The sequence below is a fragment of the Streptomyces lomondensis genome, assembly GCF_014651035.1.
GTDB classification, from domain to species: Bacteria; Actinomycetota; Actinomycetes; order Streptomycetales; family Streptomycetaceae; genus Streptomyces; species Streptomyces lomondensis.
Genome location: NZ_BMWC01000002.1, coordinates 743,899 through 764,582, shown reverse-complemented (window position 1 = coordinate 764,582; position 20,684 = coordinate 743,899). Strand labels below are relative to the sequence as shown.

The window sequence follows — 20,684 nt, the reverse complement described above, 5'->3', positions numbered from 1 at the left end:
ACGGCCCTCCTCAGCGGTTGACCGACTGGATCTCCTGGACGTTCATGTCCTGGGTCGTCTCGAAGGTGCCGTCGGGGAGGTCGCCGCCGGTGCCGTCGGAGCCCTCCCAGGTGATCTGCCAGGTGACGCTGGCGGAGAGCTGGTACGGCGTGCCGTCGGTGGCGCGGAGGTAGCGGATGCCGCACGGCGGGGTCTTCTCGGCGGCGCCCTTGGTGTACGGCGTGCCGATGCTGCCGTCGTCGTTGATCTGGCAGTCGCCGGAGGCGGGGAAGACTTCGGCGTCCTCGGTGCCCGGCTCCAGGTGCAGGGCGACCGGCTTGGCCGTGGTCTCCGCCCACAGGCCGGTGTTGGGAAGCTCGGCCCGGACCTTGATGTCCTTGAAGGTGCCCTTGTCCAGCCACACCCAGGTGGGCAGGTTGACCGTGGACTTGCCCTCCGGCTTCAGCTCGACCTTGGTGTCGGGGACCTTGACCTTGTTGTAGGCGTACTCGGCGAGGGTCTGCGGCGTGGGCGAGTTGGGGTCGTCCGGGACCTCGCCCGCGTCGACCCAGAACATGATGCGGCCGCAGTCCCAGGAATCCGGGTCGCTGGGATTGGGAGCGACGCCTCGCCAGAAATACCCGTCCTTACCGAGGTTGTAGTTCTTGTAGCCCTCGGCGGAGCTGTTCGTCGGCGCGTGCAGATCGAAGTTGTCCGCCGGCTTGCCGTCCCGGTAGTGATCGGTCCACAGGCCCTTGCCGAACCAGGACTCGTGGATGCCGACGTCACCACCACCGTCCCTGTCCACGAACCTCTTCAACTGCTCCGGGCTGAAGGCAGGTTCGTACCAGCACGCCGGTGGCTTCCAGTCGGGGTCGACCGTGCCGAGGTTTCCTTCCCCGCCGCCGCCGCCGTCACCGCCACTCACGTACGTGACCTTGATGTTGGAGACGGATGCCGACAGACCGCCCTTGCCGTCCGTGCCGCCGCCGCTCTGCTCGTCGGCCGGCGGCACGTTGGTGTTGTCTTCCGGGCCCGCGGCGTACGCGGTGCTTCCGGACCACAGCACGGTGGCAGCGGTCAGTGCGGCGGACCAGGCCAGAGCGCTTCCCGCGAACCTCATCGCCGGCAGTCCTCCACTCGCCCCTGCACCTCGATCTGCAAAACCTTCCAGACTTTCTGGGAGCCCTGGGGCGGCTTCATCAAAAGGCGGAACTCCTGGAAGTCGTCGAGGCTTTCCTTCGTGTACCGGATCTTCTTCGTCTTGACGTTCTTGCCGTAGAACTTGCCCTGATCCCGGCACATCGTGACGAGGACGCCGCCGGAGCTGCCGACGTCATCGGTCCTGCCCTTGTAGTAGCTGTCCGTGCCCGTCGCCGTCCAGCCGTCCTCGACCCACGCCTGGATCTGCGATTTCGCGTACTTCGAGGCGCTTCCCAGTGAGTAGAACCGGTACGCCGGATCCTCCGGGTCCTGGGCCGTGATGCCGTGGTTCAGGGCCAGGATGTAGCTCTCCGCGCTGTCGAGGGCGGCCGCGTGGCGTGTGTCGGACGGCTTCGCGAGGTCGAACTCGACCTTGAGGTCACTCGGCAGGCTGACGTCGGGTCGACCGGCAACCGCGGACGGGGAAGCCGAAGGGCTGCTCGCACCGGTGCCCGCTCCCTTGATGTCGTCCGACGACCCGTCGTCGCCGCTCCCGCCGCATGCCGTGAGCAGAAGGGCTGCCGTCGCCGCGAACGCGGCGGCTGTGGTGGTCAGAGCGCGGCGGGCCACGGTTTCTCCCCCGAAGTTCGGTGTGTGCAACAGAGAACGAAGCTATCAGGGGCTGGTGACACTCCCCTGAATGGCCATGGCGGACTGTGTGGGGAAGGTGAGGAGTGTGCGTGGCAGTCGCGAAGAGACGGCCCCGGCAATCCGGTCGATGGGTGCAAGCGCGCGGAACACAGGGGCAAAACGGACGCCGCCGGCGTTCGTCCCCTCCGCCCTTCGACGACCCCCATAAGAGTCAATAAGATCTCTGTAGGCTCAGCACACCTCTCACCTCACAGCTCGGCCTCACCGCACTCCACACACGACCCCAGGACACCCGCCATGCCGCGACGCCGCACCTCAAGCTCGTCAAGCTCGACGGGAAGTACGACGGGAACGCCGGCCCCGAGGAACCGGACGCCGCAGCCGGTCCGGGTGCGGCGGCGGTCGTTCGGGGACTTCGTCAAGGCGTTCCTGGCGTTCGTCGCCCTGGTCGTGCTGCTCGTCGGTGTGCCCCTCGCGCTGGCCACGCAGATCGGGTGGCCGCTGCCGAGCGGGGTGCCCAGCCTGGACTGGCTCCAGCAGGAGATCACCGTCCAGACGTTCCTGAACATCCTCACCGTCGTGGTGTGGCTGGCCTGGGCGCAGTTCACGGCGTGCGTGCTGGTGGAGATGAAGGCCGCGCTGTCCGGTGTCGGCGTGCCGGGGCGGGTTCCCGGCGCCGGGCCCAGCCAGTTGCTCGCGCGGCAGCTCGTCGCCGCGCTGCTGCTCGTCGGCGCCACGGCGGCCAGCTTCACGCCCGGGCTGTCGCAGCTCGGGCAGAGCTACGACGCCAACCAGAAGCCGACCGTCGCGGCCGCCCAGGCGACCCCCGGGCTCTTCGCACAGCAGCAGGAGCAGGCCGCCGGTGCCGCCTCCGCCCTGGCCGAGCAGGCCTCGCACGCCGCCTCGCACGCCGAGGCCGGCGGCAGCACCGCCCAGCAGGGCGACACGAAGTACTACCGGATCCAGCCGCCCGAGGGACGTCACCACGACTCCCTGTGGGAGATAGCGGAGCGGCACCTCGGTGACGGGCGTCGCTACAAGGAGATCTTCGAGCTCAACAAGGACCGCATCCAGCCCGACGGGTCCAAGCTCTCCGAGGCCAGCCTCATCCGGCCCGGCTGGATCATGGAGATGCCGGGCGACGCCCGCGGCGGCGAGCTCGTCGAGCTGCCGGACGAGGCGCCCAACGTGTCGCCGGACGTCCAGCAGCAGATCTCCGACTACGCCCTCACCGGGGACCACGCCCAGGGCGGAGGCGGCGCCCAGGGCGGCAGCGACCACGCGCAGGGCGGCGGTGCCTCCCAGGTGTCCCTCCCGGACCAGCAGCGGCCCGCCCCCGACACCGGGCACCAGCAGGTCACCGGCGTCGACGCCGAGTCCGAGAGCTCCTTCGGCCTCCCCGAAGCCCTGCTCGCCGCACCGCTCCTCGCCGCCGGTCTTCTCGGCGCTCTCGGGCGGCGGCGCCGGCAGGCGCTGTGGCAGTCGGCGTTCGGGGCCGTCGGCGGGCGGCGCGGCATGGAGCCGCCCACGCCGAGCGGTGACGCGCAGGACGTCCAGGACGCGCTGCTCGTCGGTGCCGACCCCGAGGGCGTGCGGCTGCTCGACCGGAGCCTGCGGGGTCTCGCCGCCTCCCTCGCCGAGGAGTCGCGCGCGCTGCCGGTCGTCTACGCGGCCTGGCTCAGCAACGGCGACCTGCACCTCCAGCTCGCCCAGCCCGCCGGCAAGCCGCCCGCGCCCTGGCAGCAGGGGCAGGACCAGACCTTCTGGATGCTGTCCCGGACGGACGCCGAGCGCTACGACGACGTCGACACGGCAGCCCCGTACCCCGGGCTCGTCAGCCTCGGCACCATGGACGACTCGCGGCTGCTGCTCAACCTGGAGGCCGTGCCCGGCATCGTCTCGCTGAGCGGCCGGGAGGCCGACCGGGCCGCCGTCTTCGCGTCCGTCGCCGCCGAGTTGGCGACCAACGGCTGGTCCGACCGCATGACCATCACGCTCGTCGGCTTCGGCGAGGACCTGACGCCGCTCGCCCCGAACCGGATCCGGCACCTGGAGGACGTCGAGGCGCTCGTAGAGACCATGGAGGCCGAGACGCGGCAGCGGCGCGGCGCGCTGGGTGCCGCCGGGCACGACTCCGTCCTCACCGGGCGCACCGGGCCCGCCCAGCACACCCGTTGGGCCCCGCACCTCGTGCTGCTCGCCGCCCAGCCGTCCGCCGAGGACGCCGTCAAGCTCGCCGAACTCGCCGCCGACGCCGGCCGGCTCGGCATCGGCTACCTCGTCGGCACCGAGTCCGGCGATCTGCCGGGCGCCGCCTGGGAGATGGAGATCACCGGCCAGGGCAAGCTGCTCGCGCCCCTCCTCGGGCTCGAACTCGACGCCCAGCTGCTGCCCGCCGCCCAACAGCGGGCCGTGGTCGAGCTGTTCGTCGAGGCCGACCCCGAGCACGGGCCCGAGGGCGGCCCGGCCAACCGGCCGCCGTTCCTCGTCGACATCAGCGAGCAGGGGCGGCCGGCCGTCTACGCCCGGCTCGTCGGGCCGTACGAGATCATCGGCCTGGACACCCCGGACGGGGACCGCAGCGCCCTGCTGCACGAGGCGCTCGCGCTGCTGCTCCTGCACCGCGAGGGCGTGCACCCGCGCGTGCTGTCCTCGGCGCTGTGGCCGCGCGGCGTCACCGACGACGTCCGCGACGCGCTGCTGGACCGGCTCCGCGACTGGCTCGGCACCGACCCCGACGGCACCCGCCGCCTCGGTACCGACAGCACCGGGCGGCTCACGCTCGCCAAGTCCGTCGTCTCCGACCTGGACGTGCTGCGGTCCCTCTACTACGAGGCCACCCAGGGCAGGGGCGTCGACAGCCGGGCCGTGCGCGGGCGGCTGCTCACCGACGCGCTCGTGCTCGTGCGCGGGCCGCTGCTCGCCGACCGGCCCGAGGGCCGCTACCGGTGGCTCACCCACGAGATCATCGACGCTCAGCTGCCGCTGCTCGTCGCGGACACCGGGCTCGCGCTGTGCGAGTTCCACATGGAGAAGAACCGCGCCGAGAAGGCCATCGAGGCCCTCAACGCGGCCCTGCGCACCGCCCCGGCCGACGAGCGCCTGTGGCACGAGCTGCTGCGCGCCACGCACGCCACCGGCGACACCTCCCGGCTGACCGCGCTCGCCACGGACCTCATCGGCCGCAGCGGGGCCCGCGGGCTGCCGCCGCGCACCGAGGCGCTGCTCGACGAGCTGCTGCCGACGTGGCGTGACGCGATCGCCGCGGCGGGATGAGCACCGGGCTGCTGGTCGTCGCCGCCGCGCTGTGGGGCGCGGCGGCGGGAGCGTTTCTGCCGCGCGCGGCGTACCGCTTCTCGGCCCCCTCGGGCGAGCCGTGGCGGGAGCACTGCCCCGCCGGGCATGCCGTCCGGGGCTGGCTGGGGCGCGCGGGGTGCCGGGAGTGCGCAGCGCCCGGCCGCTACGGGCCGCGCACGACACCCCTGGTGATCGCCACCGCCCTCCTCTGCGCCGCCCTCGCCGCCGCCACCGGCACCCGCCCCGAGCTCGGCGTCTGGCTGCTCCTCGCCCCCGTCGGCGTCCTCCTTACGGTCGTCGACTTTCGCGTACGGCGCCTCCCCGACCCGCTCACCCTCCCCTTCGCCGCGGCCGCCCTGGCCCTGCTCGGCCTCACCGCGCTCGTCCCCGAACACGGGGGGCAGTGGACCACCGCCCTCCTCGGCTCCCTCGCCCTGGGCGGCGGCTACTTCGTCCTCTTCCTCGTCAACCCGGCGGGCATGGGCTTCGGCGACGTCAAACTCGCCCTCGGCGCCGGCGCCGTACTCGGCTGGTACGGCTGGCCGACGGTGATGCTCGGCACGTTCGCCGGGTTCCTCCTGGGCGCCCTGTACGGCGCCGCCCTCGTCCTCACCCGCCGGGCCACCCGCAAGACGGCCATCCCCTTCGGCCCGTTCCTGATCGCCGGGGCCTGTCTCGGCCTCCTCGTGGGCGCCTACACGGCCTGATCTCCGGCCGGAGGTTCTCCTTCTGGGGGCGGACGCCCCCGGTCTGCCCCGGTTGGCATGCTTGTGATCATGACAACCGAAGCCCTGCCCGGCCCCACCGGCGTCCCGTACCACCGTCTGGACCGCGCAACGGGCCGTCACCGCTGGTGGCGGCCGCTGGTCGGCAGTCTGCTGGTGCTCGGCGGGTACGTCGTGCTCGTCATGGCCCTGGTCGTCGCCTCCTACGTGGTCGGGGCGATGGCCGGACTGCCCGAACTGCCCGACGGGGGCGTCGACCTGGGGCCGCTCGGGAACACGGCGATAGAGCTGATCTCCCTCGCGATCGCCCTGCCGCTGGTGCTGCTGGCCGTGCTGTGGCCGGGGCGAAGACCGGTCGGCACCGTGTCGTCGGTCGCCGGGCGGCTGCGGGCCGGCTGGCTGGGCCGGTGCCTGCTGGCCGCCGTGCTCCCGCTCACCCTGCTGACGGTGACGGCCTTCCTCCTGCCGGGCTCCTCCGAGGGGTCCGACGTGTGGGTGGGCTGGGGTTCCTTCCTCGTCTCCCTGGCCGTGCTGGCCGCCCTCGTCCCGTTGCAGGCCGCGGCCGAGGAGTACGTCTTCCGGGGCTGGCTGACCCAGGCCGTCGGGGCCTTCGTGCGGTCACCGTGGCTCGCGGTGGTCCCGCAGGCCGTGCTGTTCGCCGCCGCCCACGGCTGGGGCACCCGCTGGGGCTTCGCCGGCCTGCTGGTGTCCGGACTGGTCTCGGGGCTGCTGACGATCCGCACGGGCGGGCTGGAGGCGGCCATCGCCCTGCACGTGCTGAACAACCTGCTGGCCTTCGGCGCCTCCGCCGCGGTCGTCGGCGGGCTGTCGTCCGACGAGACCGCGGCCGACGCCCCGCTGTCCCTGGCCCTCGCCGCCGTGGCCGCCGACCTGCTCTACGCCGGCATCGTGCTCTGGCTCGCCCGGCGTCACCGGCCGCAGCGCCTCTGGACGCCGGCCACCGCGCCGGCGCGGCTCCCCGGACCCGCCCGCACGGCCTGACGTCCGGCGCCCCGAACCCCTGGCGTACGCTGGGCTGGTCCGTCCACAACCCTTACGAAAGGGACGCCCGGTGACCGAGAAGGCCGACCTTCAGCCCATCCTCGACCGCGCTGCCGCCGGTGGGCGGATCACCCCGGACGAGGCGCTCGTGCTGTACCGGGACGCCCCGCTGCACGCGCTGGGAGCCGCCGCCGACGCCGTACGGCGGCGCCGGTACGCCGGGACCGAGCACATCGCGACGTACATCATCGAGCGCAACATCAACTACACGAACGTCTGCGTCACGGCGTGCCGCTTCTGCGCGTTCTACGCCGCGCCCAAGGACACCGCCAAGGGCTGGACGCGCGACCTGGACGACATCCTGCGCCGGTGCGCCGAGACGGTCGAGCTGGGCGGCACCCAGATCATGTTCCAGGGCGGGCACCACCCGGACTACGGCGTCGAGTACTACGAGAAGCACTTCGCCGCCATCAAGCGGGCCTTCCCGCAGCTGGTCATCCACAGCCTGGGGGCGAGCGAGGTCGAGCACATGGCGCGGATCTCCAAGGTCAGCGTCGAGGAGGCGATCCAGCGCATCCACGCCGCCGGGCTCGACTCCTTCGCCGGCGCCGGTGCCGAGCTGCTGCCCGAGCGGCCCCGCAAGGCCATCGCCCCGCTGAAGGAGTCCGGCGAGCGCTGGCTGGAGATCATGGAGATCGCGCACAACCTGGGTGTCGAATCCACCTCCACCATGCTCATGGGCACCGGCGAGACCAACGCCGAGCGCATCGAGCACCTGCGGATGATCCGGGACGTGCAGGACCGCACGGGCGGCTTCCGCGCCTTCATCCCGTACACCTACCAGCCCGAGAACAACCACCTGAAGGGCCGGACGCAGGCGACCCTCTTCGAGTACCTGCGGATGATCGCGATCGCCCGCCTGTTCCTCGACAACGTCGCCCACATCCAGGGCTCGTGGCTGACCACGGGCAAGGAGGTCGGCCAGCTCTCCCTGCACTACGGCGCCGACGACCTCGGCTCGATCATGCTGGAGGAGAACGTGGTGTCGTCGGCCGGTGCCAAGCACCGGTCGAACCGGATGGAGATCATCGACCTCATCCGGAAGGCGGGCCGGGTCCCGGCCCAGCGGTCCACCACGTACGAGCACCTCGTCGTCCACGACGACCCGGCGAACGACCCCGTCGACGACCGCGTGGTCTCGCACATCTCGTCCACGGCCATCGAGGGCGGCACGGCTCATCCCGAGCTGAAGCTGATCGCCTCCAACTAGCGCGTCGCGGAGAAGAGTTGGAGACCATCCACACGGCGGACGCGGTCCGCGTCACCTGGGACTCCGATCCCGTCAAGGGCGGCGCCGTGGCCGTCGGACGGGACCGTATCGGTGCCGTCGGGACCCTCGACGACGTGCGCGGGGCGTTCCCGAAGGCCCGCGTGCGCAGCTGGCCCGGGACCCTCGGCCCCGCCCGCGTCCACGAGGGCCCGCTGCCGGACGCGCCGAGTCCGCGCGAACGCGTCCACGCGGTGCTGAAGCTCGGCGCGGTGGCGGTCCTGGAGGAGTACGTCGACTCGGCGGAACTCCGGGCCGCCGCCGAGCGGAACGACGTCGTCGTCCTGCCACGCGCCCCCCGGCCCGCGATCGTCCCGACCGGCCGCGCCGACCTCGCCGTCTTCGACGACGCGGGGGAGTGCGTCGCGACGGTGTGCGCGGGCCGGCTCGTACACCGGCGCCGCTGAACCGCATTCCAGGCGCCGCGACTTCGCTGCCGCTGGGCCGCGTGTCGTTGTCCCGTCGCCTCGCTGTCGCTGGGCTGCGTGTCACGCGTCCGTCGCCTTGCTGTCGCTGGGTTGCGTGTCGTCGTCCCGCCGCTTCGCTGTCGCTGGGCGGCGCGTCACGAGCCCGTCGCCTTGCCGTCGCTGGGCCGCGCGACACGCGCACGTCGGCGCGTCAGCCCGCGAACGCCTTCCCGAACGCTCCCGAACTCTGCGTCACCCCGCTGCAGTCGGTCGCCGCCTCACCGGACCCGGAGCCGGCCGGGCACTGCCGGTCCCGGGCCGTGGACCACATCGACACCCACGCGATGCCCTTCTCCTCGGCGAAGGCACGGACCTGGGCGGCGTCGGAGAGCGTGAAGGTCTCGCCCTTGACGTCGTTGACGCCGATCATGGAGGTGAGCGCCATGCCCCGCCAGGCGGCCGCGTCCGACGTGCCGAAGACCTTCTTCAGCTGGGTGTGCGCGGCCTCGGCGGCCGTGAGGGCGTAGCCGCCCATGTCGCCGTCGTAGGACGTGCCGTAGTTCATCGTCATCAGGTTGACGGTCGAGACCTGGACGCCGTTGTCGTTGGCGGAGGCGAGGAGCGCCAGGCTGTCCTTCCCCAGGCCGGACGGCATGACCGGGAGGGTGAAGGAGACCTCCAGGTCGGCGCGTTCCCGCTGCAACCGGGCGATCGCCTGCGAACGCAGGGCGATGGACGCGGAGTCGGCCAGCTCGTCGCCCTCGATGTCGAAGTCGGCCAGGGTCGCGCCGGCCGCGTCGAGCGCCTCGTCGTACGCCGCCGCCAGGTCGGACGCGCTGTCGCAGTTGGCCGCGAGCTCCTTGCCGGAGGCGCCGCCGAAGGAGACCCGGACCTGGCCGCCGGCCTCCTTGAGCCGCGCGATCCGGGACGCGATCGCCGCGTCGCCGATGGCGTGCGTGCCGTTCCAGCGCGGGGTGCAGTCGCCGCCGTCGGCTATGACGAAGGCCAGGTTGTACGTCGCGGGGGAGCCCGCCGAGTCCGTGCCGGCGGCTTCCGTGGAGCTGACGTACGGGGCATACGACGTGCCGGTCCCGGCAGGCGGCGAGGTACCGGGGGCGGCCGTCGTCACCGGGGGACTCGCGGGAGCCGCGGGGGCCGCGTCGCCCTGCCCGGAGCATCCCGCGGTGGCGAGGGCGAGCAGGCAGCCCAGCCCGATCGCCGCCGGTTTCCGGTAACTCCTCATGACGTGCGCTCCCGTTCTCGTGAGGTGGGGGTCAAACAGGAAGTACGTTTCCCGCCAGCAAACGTCTCACGAGGTCGGTCACTCACGGCGAGTTCCGCGGGCATTCCCGAGAACTCTCAGAGAAAGAACAGCTTGGGCCGTTTCTCATGGGTCTCTCACATGAAAACCCGAGTTTGGGGCACATAAAGGCGCCCTAGTGTCCGGGGAATGCATTCCGAGCCTGCCATCGAAAGCCGCGCCCCTCGCGGTCGCCGCCGCAAACGCGGCAACGGGTCCGCCGCGCCCGGACGAGGCGCCGAAGGACCCGTGTTCGTTGACACCTCCGGGCGCCGGGCCCGGCTGCTGCGCCGGATCGGCCTCCTGCTGGGGGCCGGCTGCCTCGGGTACGCGGCCGTCCTCGGCGCCGCCTTCATGGGCTGGGGCACCTCGCTCACGCCGTCGCAGCTGCTGCCGTTCGCGGGCGCGGGGCCCGGGGGCGGCCCCGGCGGTCCCGGCGCCCCGGGGGTCCCGACGGCACCGCCCGGCGCCGGAACCGCCGTTCCCACACCACTCCCGACCGCGTCCGCCGCCGCGGCCTCCGACTGACCGGGGCCGCCGTATGACCACGACCACCCCCTCCCGCGGTCGCCGCCGCGCCCCCTCCCGGATGGAGCGGGCCGCCGGCAGGGCCGCCGCGCTCCAGAGGCCGCGCGTCATCCTCGCCCTGCTGCTCCTGCTCGCCCTGGTCTGCGTGATGCTCCTCGACGGCTATCTGCGCGCCGAGGTCGGCGGCGACCAGCGCGTCCGCACCGGGGCCAGCTCCAGCGACGTACCCGACGACGTCCTGAACGGCGGGCCGATCGTCACCTTCCGCGGCGGACAGGCCACGACCGTCTCCGTCCCGGACAGGACCATCGCGCTCACCTTCGACGACGGCCCCAACCCGACCTGGACGCCCGAGGTCCTGGAGATCCTGGAGAAGTACGACGTGCCCGCCACGTTCTTCCTGGTCGGCTCGATGGTGTCGCGCTACCCGGGCATCGTGGCGGACATGGTCGAGCAGGGCCACGAGGTGGGCATCCACACCTTCACGCACGTCGACCTGTCGTACCAGAGCGACGCCCGCGTCCGGCGCGAGATGGAGCAGACCCAGCTCGCGCTGGCGGGCGCGGCCGGCATCACGACCACCCTGTTCCGGGCGCCGTACTCCTCGCAGACGGACGCCATCGACAACTACAGCTGGCCCGTGTACAAAAAGCTCGGCCAGGACGGCTACACCAGCGTCTTCGTCGACACCGACAGCGACGACTGGAAGCGGCCGGGCGTGGCGAAGATCGTCCAGTGGGCGACGCCGGAGAAGAACAAGGGCGCCTCGGTCCTCTTCCACGACGCGGGCGGCGAGCGCTCGCAGACCATCGCCGCGCTGCCGAAGTACATCGAGAAGATGCGGGCGAAGGGCTACACCTTCACCACCATCAGCGGCGTCATGGAGAAGCAGCAGGCGCCGGCCGGAGCGCCCCAAGCCGGCGGGACGCGCCTCCAGGCCGCCCACCGCGAGGCCACCGGCGCGATCCTCTACGAGGGCAGGGCCCTGGTCGCGGCCGTCACGGTCGCCGAGTGGGCCGTGCCGACGCTGTCCGTCGGACTCATGGTGGTCGGCGTCGCCGTCATGGGCCGCTTCGGGATGATGCTGCTCCTCGCCCGCCGCCACCACCGGCAGCGCAACCGGCGCCGCTTCAGCTGGGGGCCGCCGGTCACCCGGCCGGTGAGCGTGATCGTCCCGGCGTACAACGAGAAGGAGTGCATCGCCAACACCCTTCACTCGCTGGCGCGGAGCACGCATCCGATCGAGATCATCGTCGTGGACGACGGCTCCACGGACGGCACGGCCGACATCGCCGAGTCCCTCGGCATGCCCAACGTCCGCGTGATCCGCCAGGCCAACGCGGGCAAGCCGGCGGCGCTCAACCACGGTGTCCGCAGCGCCCGGTACGACATCGTCGTGATGATGGACGGCGACACCGTCTTCGAGCCGGACACCGTACGGCAGCTCGTCCAGCCCTTCGCCGACCCGGAGGTCGGCGCGGTCGCGGGCAACGCCAAGGTCGGCAACCGCACCACCGTCATCGGCGCCTGGCAGCACATCGAGTACGTGATGGGCTTCAACCTCGACCGGCGCATGTACGACCTGCTGCGCTGCATGCCCACCATCCCCGGCGCGATCGGGGCGTTCCGCCGCGAGGCGGTGCTCCAGGTGGGCGGCATGAGCGAGGACACCCTCGCCGAGGACACCGACATCACCATCGCCCTGCACCGCGCGGGGTGGCGGGTCGTCTACCAGGAGCACGCGCGCGCGTGGACCGAGGCGCCGGGCTCGCTCAAGCAGCTGTGGTCGCAGCGCTACCGCTGGTCCTACGGCACCATGCAGGCGCTGTGGAAGCACCGCAAAACCATGACGGACAAGGGGCCTTCGGGGCGCTTCGGCCGGGTCGGGATGCCGCTGGTGGTGCTCTTCCAGATCGTCACGCCCGTCTTCGCCCCGCTCATCGACGTGTTCACGGTCTACGCGATGATCTTCGTCGACTTCCAGGCCTCCCTGCTGGCCTGGTTCGCGGTGCTGGGCGTCCAGCTCCTGTGCGCCGCGTACGCCTTCCGCCTCGACCGTGAGAAGTACCGCTACCTGCTGATGATGCCGCTCCAGCAGCTGGCCTACCGGCAGATGATGTACCTCGTCCTCATCCACTCCTGCGTCACCGCCCTCACCGGCGGCCGGCTGCGCTGGCAGAAGCTGAAGCGGACGGGCGAGGTGGGGACGCCGGCGGGGGCGGGCTGATGGGGGCGCACAGCAAGGGCGCGGTGGTCGCGGACCGGATCCGCACGACGGCGCCGGCCCGCCGCGACCGCTACTTCGACACCCTCCGCGCGGTCGCCCTGGTCCGCGTCGTCGCGTACCACACCTTCGGCTGGGCCTGGGCCGGACTGGTCTTCCCGTCCATGGGGGTCATGTTCGGCCTGGCCGGCACCCTGATGGCGCGGTCCCTCCGGCGCCCGGCGCCCACGGTGATCGGATCCCGGGTCCGCCGGCTGCTGCCGCCCTTCTGGTTCTGGGGCGTCTTCGTGGTCGGCGCGATGCTGGTGCACGGCTGGATGCCCGGTTGGCAGATCGTCTACTGGATCGTGCCGCTCGGCGACCCGCCGGGCAGCGCCTGGGGCGAGCAGGCCTGGGAGATCCTCTGGTACCTGCGGACCTACCTGTGGTTCGTGCTCCTCTCCCCGCTCCTGCTGCGGCTCTTCCGGCTCGCGCCCGTCCCTGTACTGCTGGCGTCCCTGATCCCGGTCCTGGCTCTCCAGTACGCCTGGCAGCCGCCGGACGACCGGCTCGGTGCCGCGCTGTGGGACCTGGCGACCTTCCTGTGCTGCTGGCTCCTCGGCTTCGCGCACGAGGACGGCGTCCTGGCCCGGCTGAAGCCCGCCGCGGTGGTCCCGCTCGCGCTGGGCGCCCTCGCGTTCGGCGGCTGGTACGCCCTCGCGCACCAGGCCGAGTACGGCACGTACGACCTCGACGAGAACCCGCTCGCGCAGGCCTTCTGGTCGGCCGGGTTCGTGACGCTGCTGATGTACGCGAAGGCCCGCTTCCGGACCGACTTCGCCGGGCTCGCCCGGTTCCGGCGCCTCGACCGGCTCGTGACCGTCTTCAACGCGCGGGCCGTCACGATCTACCTCTGGCACGAGATCGCGCTCGTCCTCGCCGTACCGCTGATCGACCGGTTCTGGGACGTGCCCGCCTTCGAGGCGTACCTGCCGCTGGACAGCCAGTGGTTCCTGTTCGGCGTGGGCTGGGTGCTGATCGCGGTGTTCGTGCTGCTGTGCGGATGGGTGGAGGACGTGGCGGCGCGGCGGAAGCCCAGGCTCCTGCCGTGACGGCGTGCTGCAAGAATGGGCCCGTGACCCGCGCATCCCTGGACAAGCAGCCGCACGAAGTCGCCTCGATGTTCGACGACGTGGCGGAACGGTACGACCTGACCAACGACGTGCTGTCCCTCGGCCAGGACCGGCGATGGCGCAAGGAGGTCGCCAAGGCCGTCGACGCGCGGCCCGCGCAGAGGATCCTCGACCTGGCGGCGGGCACGGGCACCTCCTCGCTGCCCTTCGCCCGCACCGGTGCCTACGTCGTCCCGTGCGACTTCTCCCAGGGCATGCTCAAGGTCGGCAAGCAGCGGCAGCCCTGGCTGCCGTACACCGCCGGCGACGCGACGCGGCTCCCCTTCCGGGACGACACCTTCGACGCCGTCACCATCTCCTTCGGGCTGCGCAACGTGCAGGACACGGACGCCGCCCTCAGGGAGATGCAGCGGGTGACCCGGCCCGGCGGGCGGATCGTGATCTGCGAGTTCTCGCACCCGACGTGGGCGCCGTTCCGCACGGTCTACACCGAGTACCTGATGCGCGCCCTGCCGCCGGTCGCCCGGGCCGTGTCCTCCAACCCCGACGCCTACGTCTACCTCGCCGAGTCCATCCGCGCCTGGCCCGACCAGCCCGCCCTGGCGGAGCGCCTGGGCAAGGCCGGCTGGTCGCGGGTGGCCTGGCGCAACCTGAGCGGCGGGATCGTGGCCCTGCACCGGGGCTTCAAGGAGGCCTGAGGGCGCTTACGGCGAGCTGGGGACCATGGACGGGTCGCCCGGCTCGTCCAGCTCCCGCTGGAGTCCGCCCCTCGGCGGTCGCGGGAGGCGCGGCTCGTGCACGCCCCCGCCGCCCTCGCCCGGGCCGAAGTCGAACCACACGTAGACCATCGAGTCCCGCGGCACCTCGGCGCCGGGCTGCGGGTACTGGCGTACGACGTAGTCGACGACGGCGAGGTGGAAGTCGGGCCGGTCCGGCGCGTTGAGGAACAGCCCCCGCGCCCGGGCCGTCTCGCGCGCGTCCACGGCCATCAGACCGACCAGATGCGGTACGCGCACTTCGGGTGTCTTGCGGGATATGTGCACAGATGTCACCCCCAGCGGTACAGGAAGGGTAACTCCCGCCCCGCACCGGCCGGAAGCGAAAGATGTCTTTCTGTGACAGTCGATTACTGTGCGTCGCCGACGGGGAGGTCGAGCCGGTAGCAGTGCCCGGCCCGGTCCGACGCCGGCGTCGTGAGCGTCTGGGCGAGGCGCATCCCGAGTCGCCGCGTCACCGCGATGGACCGGCTGTTGCGGGCGTCGACCAGCGCGACGACGCCCGGTACGCCGGCCGCCCGCACCCGCTCCAGCGTCTGCCGCGCGGCGGCGGTGACGTACCCCCTGCCCCAGTGCTCCCGCCCCAGCCGCCAGCCGATCTCGATCTCGCCCGCCGGGCCCCACTCCCGCTCCCACGGCTGGGCCCCGGTGAAGCCGATGACCTGCCCGGACCCGTCGAGCACGGTCCACAGGCAGAACCCCAGCTCCGCGTCGTGCCGGCGCTGCCGTGCGGTGAGCTCCTCGTACACCGACAACTCCGCGGCCCTGCCGCCCTGGTACTCCATGACGTCCGGGTCGTCGAAGAGCCGGTGCCAGGCGAACGCGTCCTCATGGGTGGGGACGCGCAGCCGCACAGCGGGGAGAGCTCGGTTCACGGGGCAGCCCTTCAGCCGGGTGATGAATGCCGCTGCATAGACTGCCCATGTCCTGTGCCGGTCGGCACGCAGATTTCGAACTGGGGGAGATCCCGCCGTGACCGTCGTGACCGAGCCCCTCTCCGAGAACACCGCCGATGTGATCGTCGTGGGCGCGGGGCCGGCCGGCTCCACCACCGCCTACCACCTCGCCAAGGCGGGACTCGACGTCCTCCTGCTGGAGAAGACCGAGTTCCCCCGGGAGAAGGTCTGCGGCGACGGCCTGACCCCGCGCGCCGTCAAGCAGCTGGTGGCGATGGGCGTCGACATCTCCCAGGAGGCCGGCTGGCTGCGCAACAAGGGCCTGCGGATCATCGGCGGCGGGGTGCGGCTCCAGCTCGACTGGCCGGACCTCGCCTCCTTCCCCGACTACGGACTGGTCCGCAAGCGCGACGACTTCGACGAGCAGCTCGCCCGGCAGGCCCAGAAGGCCGGCGCCCGGCTGTTCGAGAAGTGCAACGTGGGCGCGCCGATCATCGACGACCGCACGGGCCGGATCACCGGTGTGCACGCCAAGCTCGGCGAGGAGAAGCGCGAGGTCACCTTCCACGCGCCGCTCGTCGTGGCCGCCGACGGCAACTCCACCCGGCTGTCCCTCGCGATGGGCCTGCACCGCCGCGAGGACCGCCCGATGGGTGTCGCGGTGCGGACGTACTTCACCAGCCCGCGGCACGAGGACGACTACCTGGAGTCCTGGCTCGAACTGTGGGACCGCCGCGGCGCCCAGGACCGCCTGCTGCCGGGCTACGGCTGGATCTTCGGCATGGGCGACGGCACCTCCAACGTCGGCCTGGGCGTGCTCAACACCTCCGACTCCTTCAAGGAGCTGGACTGGCGCGAGGTCCTGAAGGCCTGGTGCGCGTCCATGCCGGAGGACTGGGGCTACACCCCGGACAACATGACCGGGCCCATCCGCGGCGCCGCGCTGCCCATGGCCTTCAACCGCCAGCCGCACTACACCAAGGGCCTGCTGCTGGTCGGCGACGCCGGCGGCCTGGTGAACCCCTTCAACGGCGAGGGCATCGCCTACGCCATGGAATCCGGCCAGATCGCCGCCGACGTCATCGTCCAGGCGCACGCCCGCGCGACGCCCGCCGGGCGCGAGATGGCCCTCCAGCGCTACCCGCAGGTCCTCAAGGACACCTACGGCGGCTACTACACGCTGGGCCGCGCCTTCGTGAAGCTCATCGGCAACCCGAAGGTCATGCAGATCGCCGCGCAGCGCGGTCTCACGCACCCCCTGCTGATGAAGTTCACGCTGAAGCTCCTGGCGAACCTCACCGACCCGACCGGCGGCGACGCGATGGACCGCATCATCAACGGGCTGAGCAAGGTGGCGCCGAAGGCCTGACCCACGGCTGGCGGGAACCGGGCTTCCGGCATGGGAAGCCCCTCCCTACCCTCCGTGCTCATGACAACAGAACACGCGCAGCAGTCCCAGGAGCAGTCCGGCCACTCCCGCAGACGCTTCCTCGCCGCGACCGGGGGAGCGGCGGGCGCCGTGGCCTTAGGCCCGGGCGTCGGCGTGGCCTTGGGGCCGGGCGTCGGCGCCGCGAGCGCCGGGCCCGCCTCCGCCGGCAAGCGCGTCGCCGTCCTCGGCGGCGGCGTCTCCGGCCTCAGCGCCGCCCAGGAACTCGCCGAGCGCGGCTACGCCGTCACCGTCTACGAGTACTACGACGCCCTCGGCGGCAAGGCCCGCTCGATGGACGTCCCGGGCACGGGCACCGGCGGCCGCAGACCGCTCCCCGGCGAGCACGGCTTCCGCTTCTTCCCCGGCTTCTACCGGAACCTCCCGGACACCATGCGCCGCATACCCTTCGCCGGCAACGCCGACGGCGTCCGCGGCAACCTCCGCTCCGGCACCGAGGCGCTGTTCGCCCGCGGCTCGGGCCGCCCGGACCTGCACTTCCCCCTCCGGCGCGCCACCACCCCGCCCCGCCCCGGCGACCTCACCCCGTCCTGGATCCGCGACCAGATCCTCTCCGTCCTCGACCTCGGCACCCGCCTGCCCGCCCACGAGGCCGCCTACTTCGCCAACCGCCTCCTCGTCCACCTCACCAGCTGCGAGGCCCGCCGCGAGGGCCAGTGGGAGAAGGTCGCCTGGTGGGACTTCATCCGCGCCGAGGAGATGAGCGAGGAGTACCGCACGGTCCTCGGCATCGGCCAGACCCGCAACCTAGTCGCCACCCGCGCGGAGGTGGCGTCCACCAGGACCGTCGGCCGGGTCATCATCGAGGCGCTGCTGCTGTGGGGCCTGCTCGGCCGCGGCATGGACGGCCCCGACGCCGACGTCGACCGCGTCCTGAACGCCCCCACGAGCGAGGCCTGGATCGACCCCTGGGAGCGGCACCTGCGCTCCCTCGGCGTCGAGTTCGCCCTCGGCACCCAGGTCCACGAGGTCCTCTACGGCGAGGGCCGCGTGACCGGCGTACGCGTCTCGCCACGGGACGGCGGCCCGGAGCGCGTGGTCACCGCCGACCACTACGTCAGCGCCCTGCCAGTCGAACACGCCCGCCTCACCTGGGGCCGGGCCTTGCGCGCCGCCGACCCGCAGCTCGCCCGGTGCGACGCGCTCCAGACCGACTGGATGACCGGCGTGATGTTCTACCTGCGCACCCCGACCCCGGTCGTGCACGGCCACGTCAACTGCCTCGACTCGCCCTGGTCGGTGACGGCCATAGGCCAGGCCCAGTTCTGGGACGGACGGGACTTCCCGCGCGACTACGGCGACGGGCAGGCCCGCGACTGCCTCTCCGCGATCATCTCGGAATGGGACAAGCGCGGCATCCTGTACGGCAAGACGGCCAAGGAGTGCACGAAGGAGGAGGTCGTCGCCGAGCTCTGGGCGCAGCTGAAGGACGGGCTGAACGACGCCGGCAGGACGACCCTGCGGGACGAGGACCGGCTGGGCTGGTTCATGGACCCGGCGGTGACGGGCCTGGGCGGCCCCGACCCGCGCAACCGCGAGCAGCTCCTCGTCCACCCCACGGGCACGCTCCACAACCGCCCGACGGCCCGCACGAAGGTGCCCAACTTCTTCCTCGCGGGCGACTACGTCCGCACCGACGTCGACCTCGCGTCGATGGAGGGCGCCAACGAGTCCGCGCGACTCGCCGTCAACGCCCTGCTGGATGCGGATGATTCGGACATCGAGCGCTGCCGGGTGTGGGAGCTGTACCGGCCGCCGGAGTTGGAGCCCCTGAAGCGCGTGGACGACCTGCGGTACCGGCTGGGGCTGCCGAACACGTTCGACGTCGGCTAGGCGCCCTGCGGGGCCCTGGAGGGCCTTGAAGCCATACCGGGGTCCCTCGGACAGGCCGGGAGGGCCGTTGCCCCCGAGCGGCAGCGGCCCTCTGACCCGTATGTGCGTTTATGTCAGAGGACGCGCACCGCGCCCGACGCCGGGTAGCCCGACAGGTCCTGGATGACGACGCCCTTGGAGGGGTTGGCCGCGTCCAGGTACTTGCCGTCCCCGATGTAGACACCCACGTGGTACGCGGAGCCCTTGCCACCCCAGTACAGGATGTCGCCGACCTGGAGGTTGGACAGCGAGACCTCGGTGCCGGCCATCGACTGGTCCTGCGAGACGCGCGGCAGGTCCACACCAACCTGCTTGTACGCGGCCTGCACGAGGGAGGAGCAGTCCCAGGCGTTGGGACCGGTGGCGCCCATGACGTAGGCGTCGCCCACCTGGGCCTTCAGGAAGGCGATGACGGTCGCGACGCTGCCGCTGGCGGGCGCCGACACCGACGCCGAGGCGGACGCCGACGCGGAGGCGGAGAGCGTGGCCCGCTCGGCGCTGCGCGCGGCGCGCTCGGCGGCGGCCTTGCGGGCGGCCTCGGCCGCCTTCTTCTTGGCCTCGGCCTTCTTCTTCGCCTCGGCGAGGTCCTTCTTGGCCTCCGCGGCTGCCTCGGCGGCGGCGGCGTCACGCTCGGCGCGCAGCTCGTAGTCGGCGGCCGCCTGCTGCGTGACGGCCGCGGACTGGGCGACCTGAGCGGACATATCGGCCGTCAGGGTGGGCAGTTCGATGGTCTGCGTCACCGGCTCGGCGGCGTTCGCCGAGGCCGACGCACCCGCCGCTGCCATGCTGAGAACGCCACCGGCAACTCCGGCACGCATGGCGATCGCAGAGGTCGCGCTGCGGCGGGGTTTCCGGTGGCTGCGTATGTGAGCGGTGTGGGACATGGGAATAACCGGTACCAGGGGCTCCTTCATATCTTCAAGAAACGTGTGCTGCGCCACAGTTGCTCAATCGGGCCTCCAAAACCCCCGAACGAGGCCCTTTATTGACGCCGTAACGGACATTGCGGGCGCCTCGTAACCGGCCTGTGATCACGGTCTTTGATCAATACGCCCGAATTGCCCCGCGCCTACCACTGGTTGCGATGAATGGCCAAGCCCCGTTCTCATGAACCTCTTATCCATGTGACGGAGGTCACGGAACGGTTGCCGCGACGGCCGCGTCCCGGCGCGTAGATCACGACCGGGTCACGGCCTCGCGAAGATCGTGAACGCGTGCACGCGTCCACACCCCCCTCCCTTCCTCCTCCAAGGTGTGAACGCGCCTCTATCAAGAGATCGAGTCCATCGCCAATTTGCATGCACGGGAACTCTCTTGATATTGAGACGCACCCTCTAGCCTGCGCCGACGAGCCAAAATGTCACCTCTGGTGATCACTCGGACGCTTCGGGTGTGAAGATCACCGCTCATCCGACTTCATGATCGATCGTCAGGTGGTGGAGATCACAAAGCTTGTGCAATACCCCGTGTCGCAGATCACAGAGCGTCGGGCATAAGATGCACGCGGTTGGGCTTGTGACCTGCTTCACATGTTCCCGATCTTCGCCGGGACAGGCGGGGTTCGAGGGACTGACGGGGCGGATGTGAGTCCGACGCAAACCGCCAGCAGTCAGTGCCGACTGAGAGGAGCGAGGAGCGGTGAACGCTTATGCGCCCATCCTCGTACTGGGAGCCCTCGGGGCAGGCTTTGCGATCTTCTCCGTGGTCATGGCCACGTTGATCGGGCCCAAGCGGTACAACCGGGCCAAGCTCGAGGCCTACGAGTGCGGTATCGAGCCGACCCCCACGCCGGCCGGCGGCGGGCGCTTCCCCATCAAGTACTACCTGACGGCGATGCTCTTCATCATCTTCGATATCGAGATCGTCTTCCTCTACCCCTGGGCCGTCACCTTCGACGCCCTGGGTCTTTTCGGGCTCGTGGAGATGCTGCTCTTCGTGCTCACCGTCTTCGTCGCGTACGCGTACGTATGGCGGCGCGGCGGCCTGGAATGGGACTGA

General features: G+C 71.5%; 18 protein-coding genes. 12 read left to right on the top strand and 6 right to left on the bottom strand.

The window, feature by feature from the left end:
- Nucleotides 1-10: 10 nt before the first annotated feature.
- Entirely contained in the window at nucleotides 11-1,102 is a 1,092-nt protein-coding gene (locus IE255_RS10905; protein ID WP_190049959.1) for a hypothetical protein, read from the bottom strand.
- Entirely contained in the window at nucleotides 1,099-1,752 is a 654-nt protein-coding gene (locus IE255_RS10900; RefSeq protein WP_190049958.1) for a hypothetical protein, read from the bottom strand. The genes IE255_RS10905 and IE255_RS10900 overlap by 4 nt, the downstream gene beginning before the upstream one ends.
- A gap of 318 nt (nucleotides 1,753-2,070) precedes the next feature.
- On the opposite strand from IE255_RS10900, the gene IE255_RS10895 reads away from it, so the two are divergent.
- From IE255_RS10895 to IE255_RS10875, 5 genes are all read left to right on the top strand, one after another.
- The gene (locus IE255_RS10895) at nucleotides 2,071-5,049 is read left to right on the top strand and encodes a BTAD domain-containing putative transcriptional regulator (protein WP_190049957.1); all 2,979 of its coding nucleotides are present in this window, start codon (nucleotides 2,071-2,073) and stop codon (nucleotides 5,047-5,049) included.
- Nucleotides 5,046-5,777 carry a prepilin peptidase gene (locus IE255_RS10890; protein WP_190049956.1) on the top strand — a complete coding sequence of 244 codons (732 nt, stop codon included), beginning with the start codon at nucleotides 5,046-5,048 and terminating at the stop codon, nucleotides 5,775-5,777. Before IE255_RS10895 ends, IE255_RS10890 begins: the two co-directional genes overlap by 4 nt.
- 69 nt (nucleotides 5,778-5,846) lie before the next feature.
- On the top strand, nucleotides 5,847-6,797 hold the full coding sequence (locus IE255_RS10885) for a CPBP family intramembrane glutamic endopeptidase (protein WP_229906353.1): 951 nt from the start codon (nucleotides 5,847-5,849) through the stop codon (nucleotides 6,795-6,797).
- A gap of 70 nt (nucleotides 6,798-6,867) precedes the next feature.
- On the top strand, nucleotides 6,868-8,067 hold the full coding sequence (gene mqnC / locus IE255_RS10880; RefSeq protein WP_190049955.1) for a cyclic dehypoxanthinyl futalosine synthase: 1,200 nt from the start codon (nucleotides 6,868-6,870) through the stop codon (nucleotides 8,065-8,067).
- 17 nt (nucleotides 8,068-8,084) lie between these two features.
- Complete coding sequence (locus IE255_RS10875) at nucleotides 8,085-8,531, top strand: hypothetical protein (RefSeq protein ID WP_190049954.1); 447 nt, start codon at nucleotides 8,085-8,087, stop codon at nucleotides 8,529-8,531.
- Between the two features lie 211 nt (nucleotides 8,532-8,742).
- On the opposite strand, the gene IE255_RS10870 is transcribed toward IE255_RS10875, so the two are convergent.
- Nucleotides 8,743-9,774 carry a chitinase gene (locus tag IE255_RS10870; protein WP_190049953.1) on the bottom strand — a complete coding sequence of 344 codons (1,032 nt, stop codon included), beginning with the start codon at nucleotides 9,772-9,774 and terminating at the stop codon, nucleotides 8,743-8,745.
- A 306-nt stretch (nucleotides 9,775-10,080) separates the two neighbouring features.
- Here IE255_RS10870 and IE255_RS10865 point away from each other — a divergent pair, with 306 nt between their 5' ends.
- From IE255_RS10865 to IE255_RS10850, 4 genes are read left to right on the top strand one after another with little or no spacing between them, the layout of a single operon-like run.
- Nucleotides 10,081-10,359 (top strand): hypothetical protein, encoded by a 279-nt coding sequence (locus IE255_RS10865; protein WP_308280908.1) that lies wholly within the window; start codon nucleotides 10,081-10,083, stop codon nucleotides 10,357-10,359.
- 13 nt (nucleotides 10,360-10,372) lie between these two features.
- The gene (locus tag IE255_RS10860; protein ID WP_190049951.1) at nucleotides 10,373-12,586 is read left to right on the top strand and encodes a bifunctional polysaccharide deacetylase/glycosyltransferase family 2 protein; all 2,214 of its coding nucleotides are present in this window, start codon (nucleotides 10,373-10,375) and stop codon (nucleotides 12,584-12,586) included.
- The gene (locus tag IE255_RS10855; RefSeq protein WP_190049950.1) at nucleotides 12,586-13,674 is read left to right on the top strand and encodes an acyltransferase family protein; all 1,089 of its coding nucleotides are present in this window, start codon (nucleotides 12,586-12,588) and stop codon (nucleotides 13,672-13,674) included. The genes IE255_RS10860 and IE255_RS10855 overlap by 1 nt, the downstream gene beginning before the upstream one ends.
- 23 nt (nucleotides 13,675-13,697) lie before the next feature.
- Entirely contained in the window at nucleotides 13,698-14,393 is a 696-nt protein-coding gene (locus tag IE255_RS10850; protein ID WP_190049949.1) for a demethylmenaquinone methyltransferase, read from the top strand.
- A gap of 6 nt (nucleotides 14,394-14,399) precedes the next feature.
- Here the strand turns inward: IE255_RS10850 and IE255_RS10845 are convergent, their stop codons facing one another.
- Nucleotides 14,400-14,711 (bottom strand): PASTA domain-containing protein, encoded by a 312-nt coding sequence (locus IE255_RS10845; protein ID WP_190049948.1) that lies wholly within the window; start codon nucleotides 14,709-14,711, stop codon nucleotides 14,400-14,402.
- Between the two features lie 110 nt (nucleotides 14,712-14,821).
- Complete coding sequence (locus tag IE255_RS10840) at nucleotides 14,822-15,346, bottom strand: GNAT family N-acetyltransferase (RefSeq protein ID WP_190049947.1); 525 nt, start codon at nucleotides 15,344-15,346, stop codon at nucleotides 14,822-14,824.
- Nucleotides 15,347-15,443: 97 nt separating this feature from the next.
- On the opposite strand from IE255_RS10840, the gene IE255_RS10835 reads away from it, so the two are divergent.
- Both IE255_RS10835 and IE255_RS10830 read left to right on the top strand, forming a co-directional pair.
- The gene (locus IE255_RS10835) at nucleotides 15,444-16,736 is read left to right on the top strand and encodes a geranylgeranyl reductase family protein (RefSeq protein ID WP_190049946.1); all 1,293 of its coding nucleotides are present in this window, start codon (nucleotides 15,444-15,446) and stop codon (nucleotides 16,734-16,736) included.
- 60 nt (nucleotides 16,737-16,796) lie between these two features.
- Nucleotides 16,797-18,647, top strand: a complete 1,851-nt coding sequence (locus IE255_RS10830; protein ID WP_190049945.1) for a hydroxysqualene dehydroxylase — start codon at nucleotides 16,797-16,799, stop codon at nucleotides 18,645-18,647.
- Nucleotides 18,648-18,760: 113 nt separating this feature from the next.
- Here the strand turns inward: IE255_RS10830 and IE255_RS10825 are convergent, their stop codons facing one another.
- A complete protein-coding gene (locus IE255_RS10825; RefSeq protein WP_190049944.1) occupies nucleotides 18,761-19,600 on the bottom strand; it encodes a C40 family peptidase in 840 nt (279 codons plus the stop codon).
- Nucleotides 19,601-20,324: 724 nt separating this feature from the next.
- Here IE255_RS10825 and IE255_RS10820 point away from each other — a divergent pair.
- A complete protein-coding gene (locus IE255_RS10820) occupies nucleotides 20,325-20,684 on the top strand; it encodes an NADH-quinone oxidoreductase subunit A (RefSeq protein ID WP_007490928.1) in 360 nt (119 codons plus the stop codon).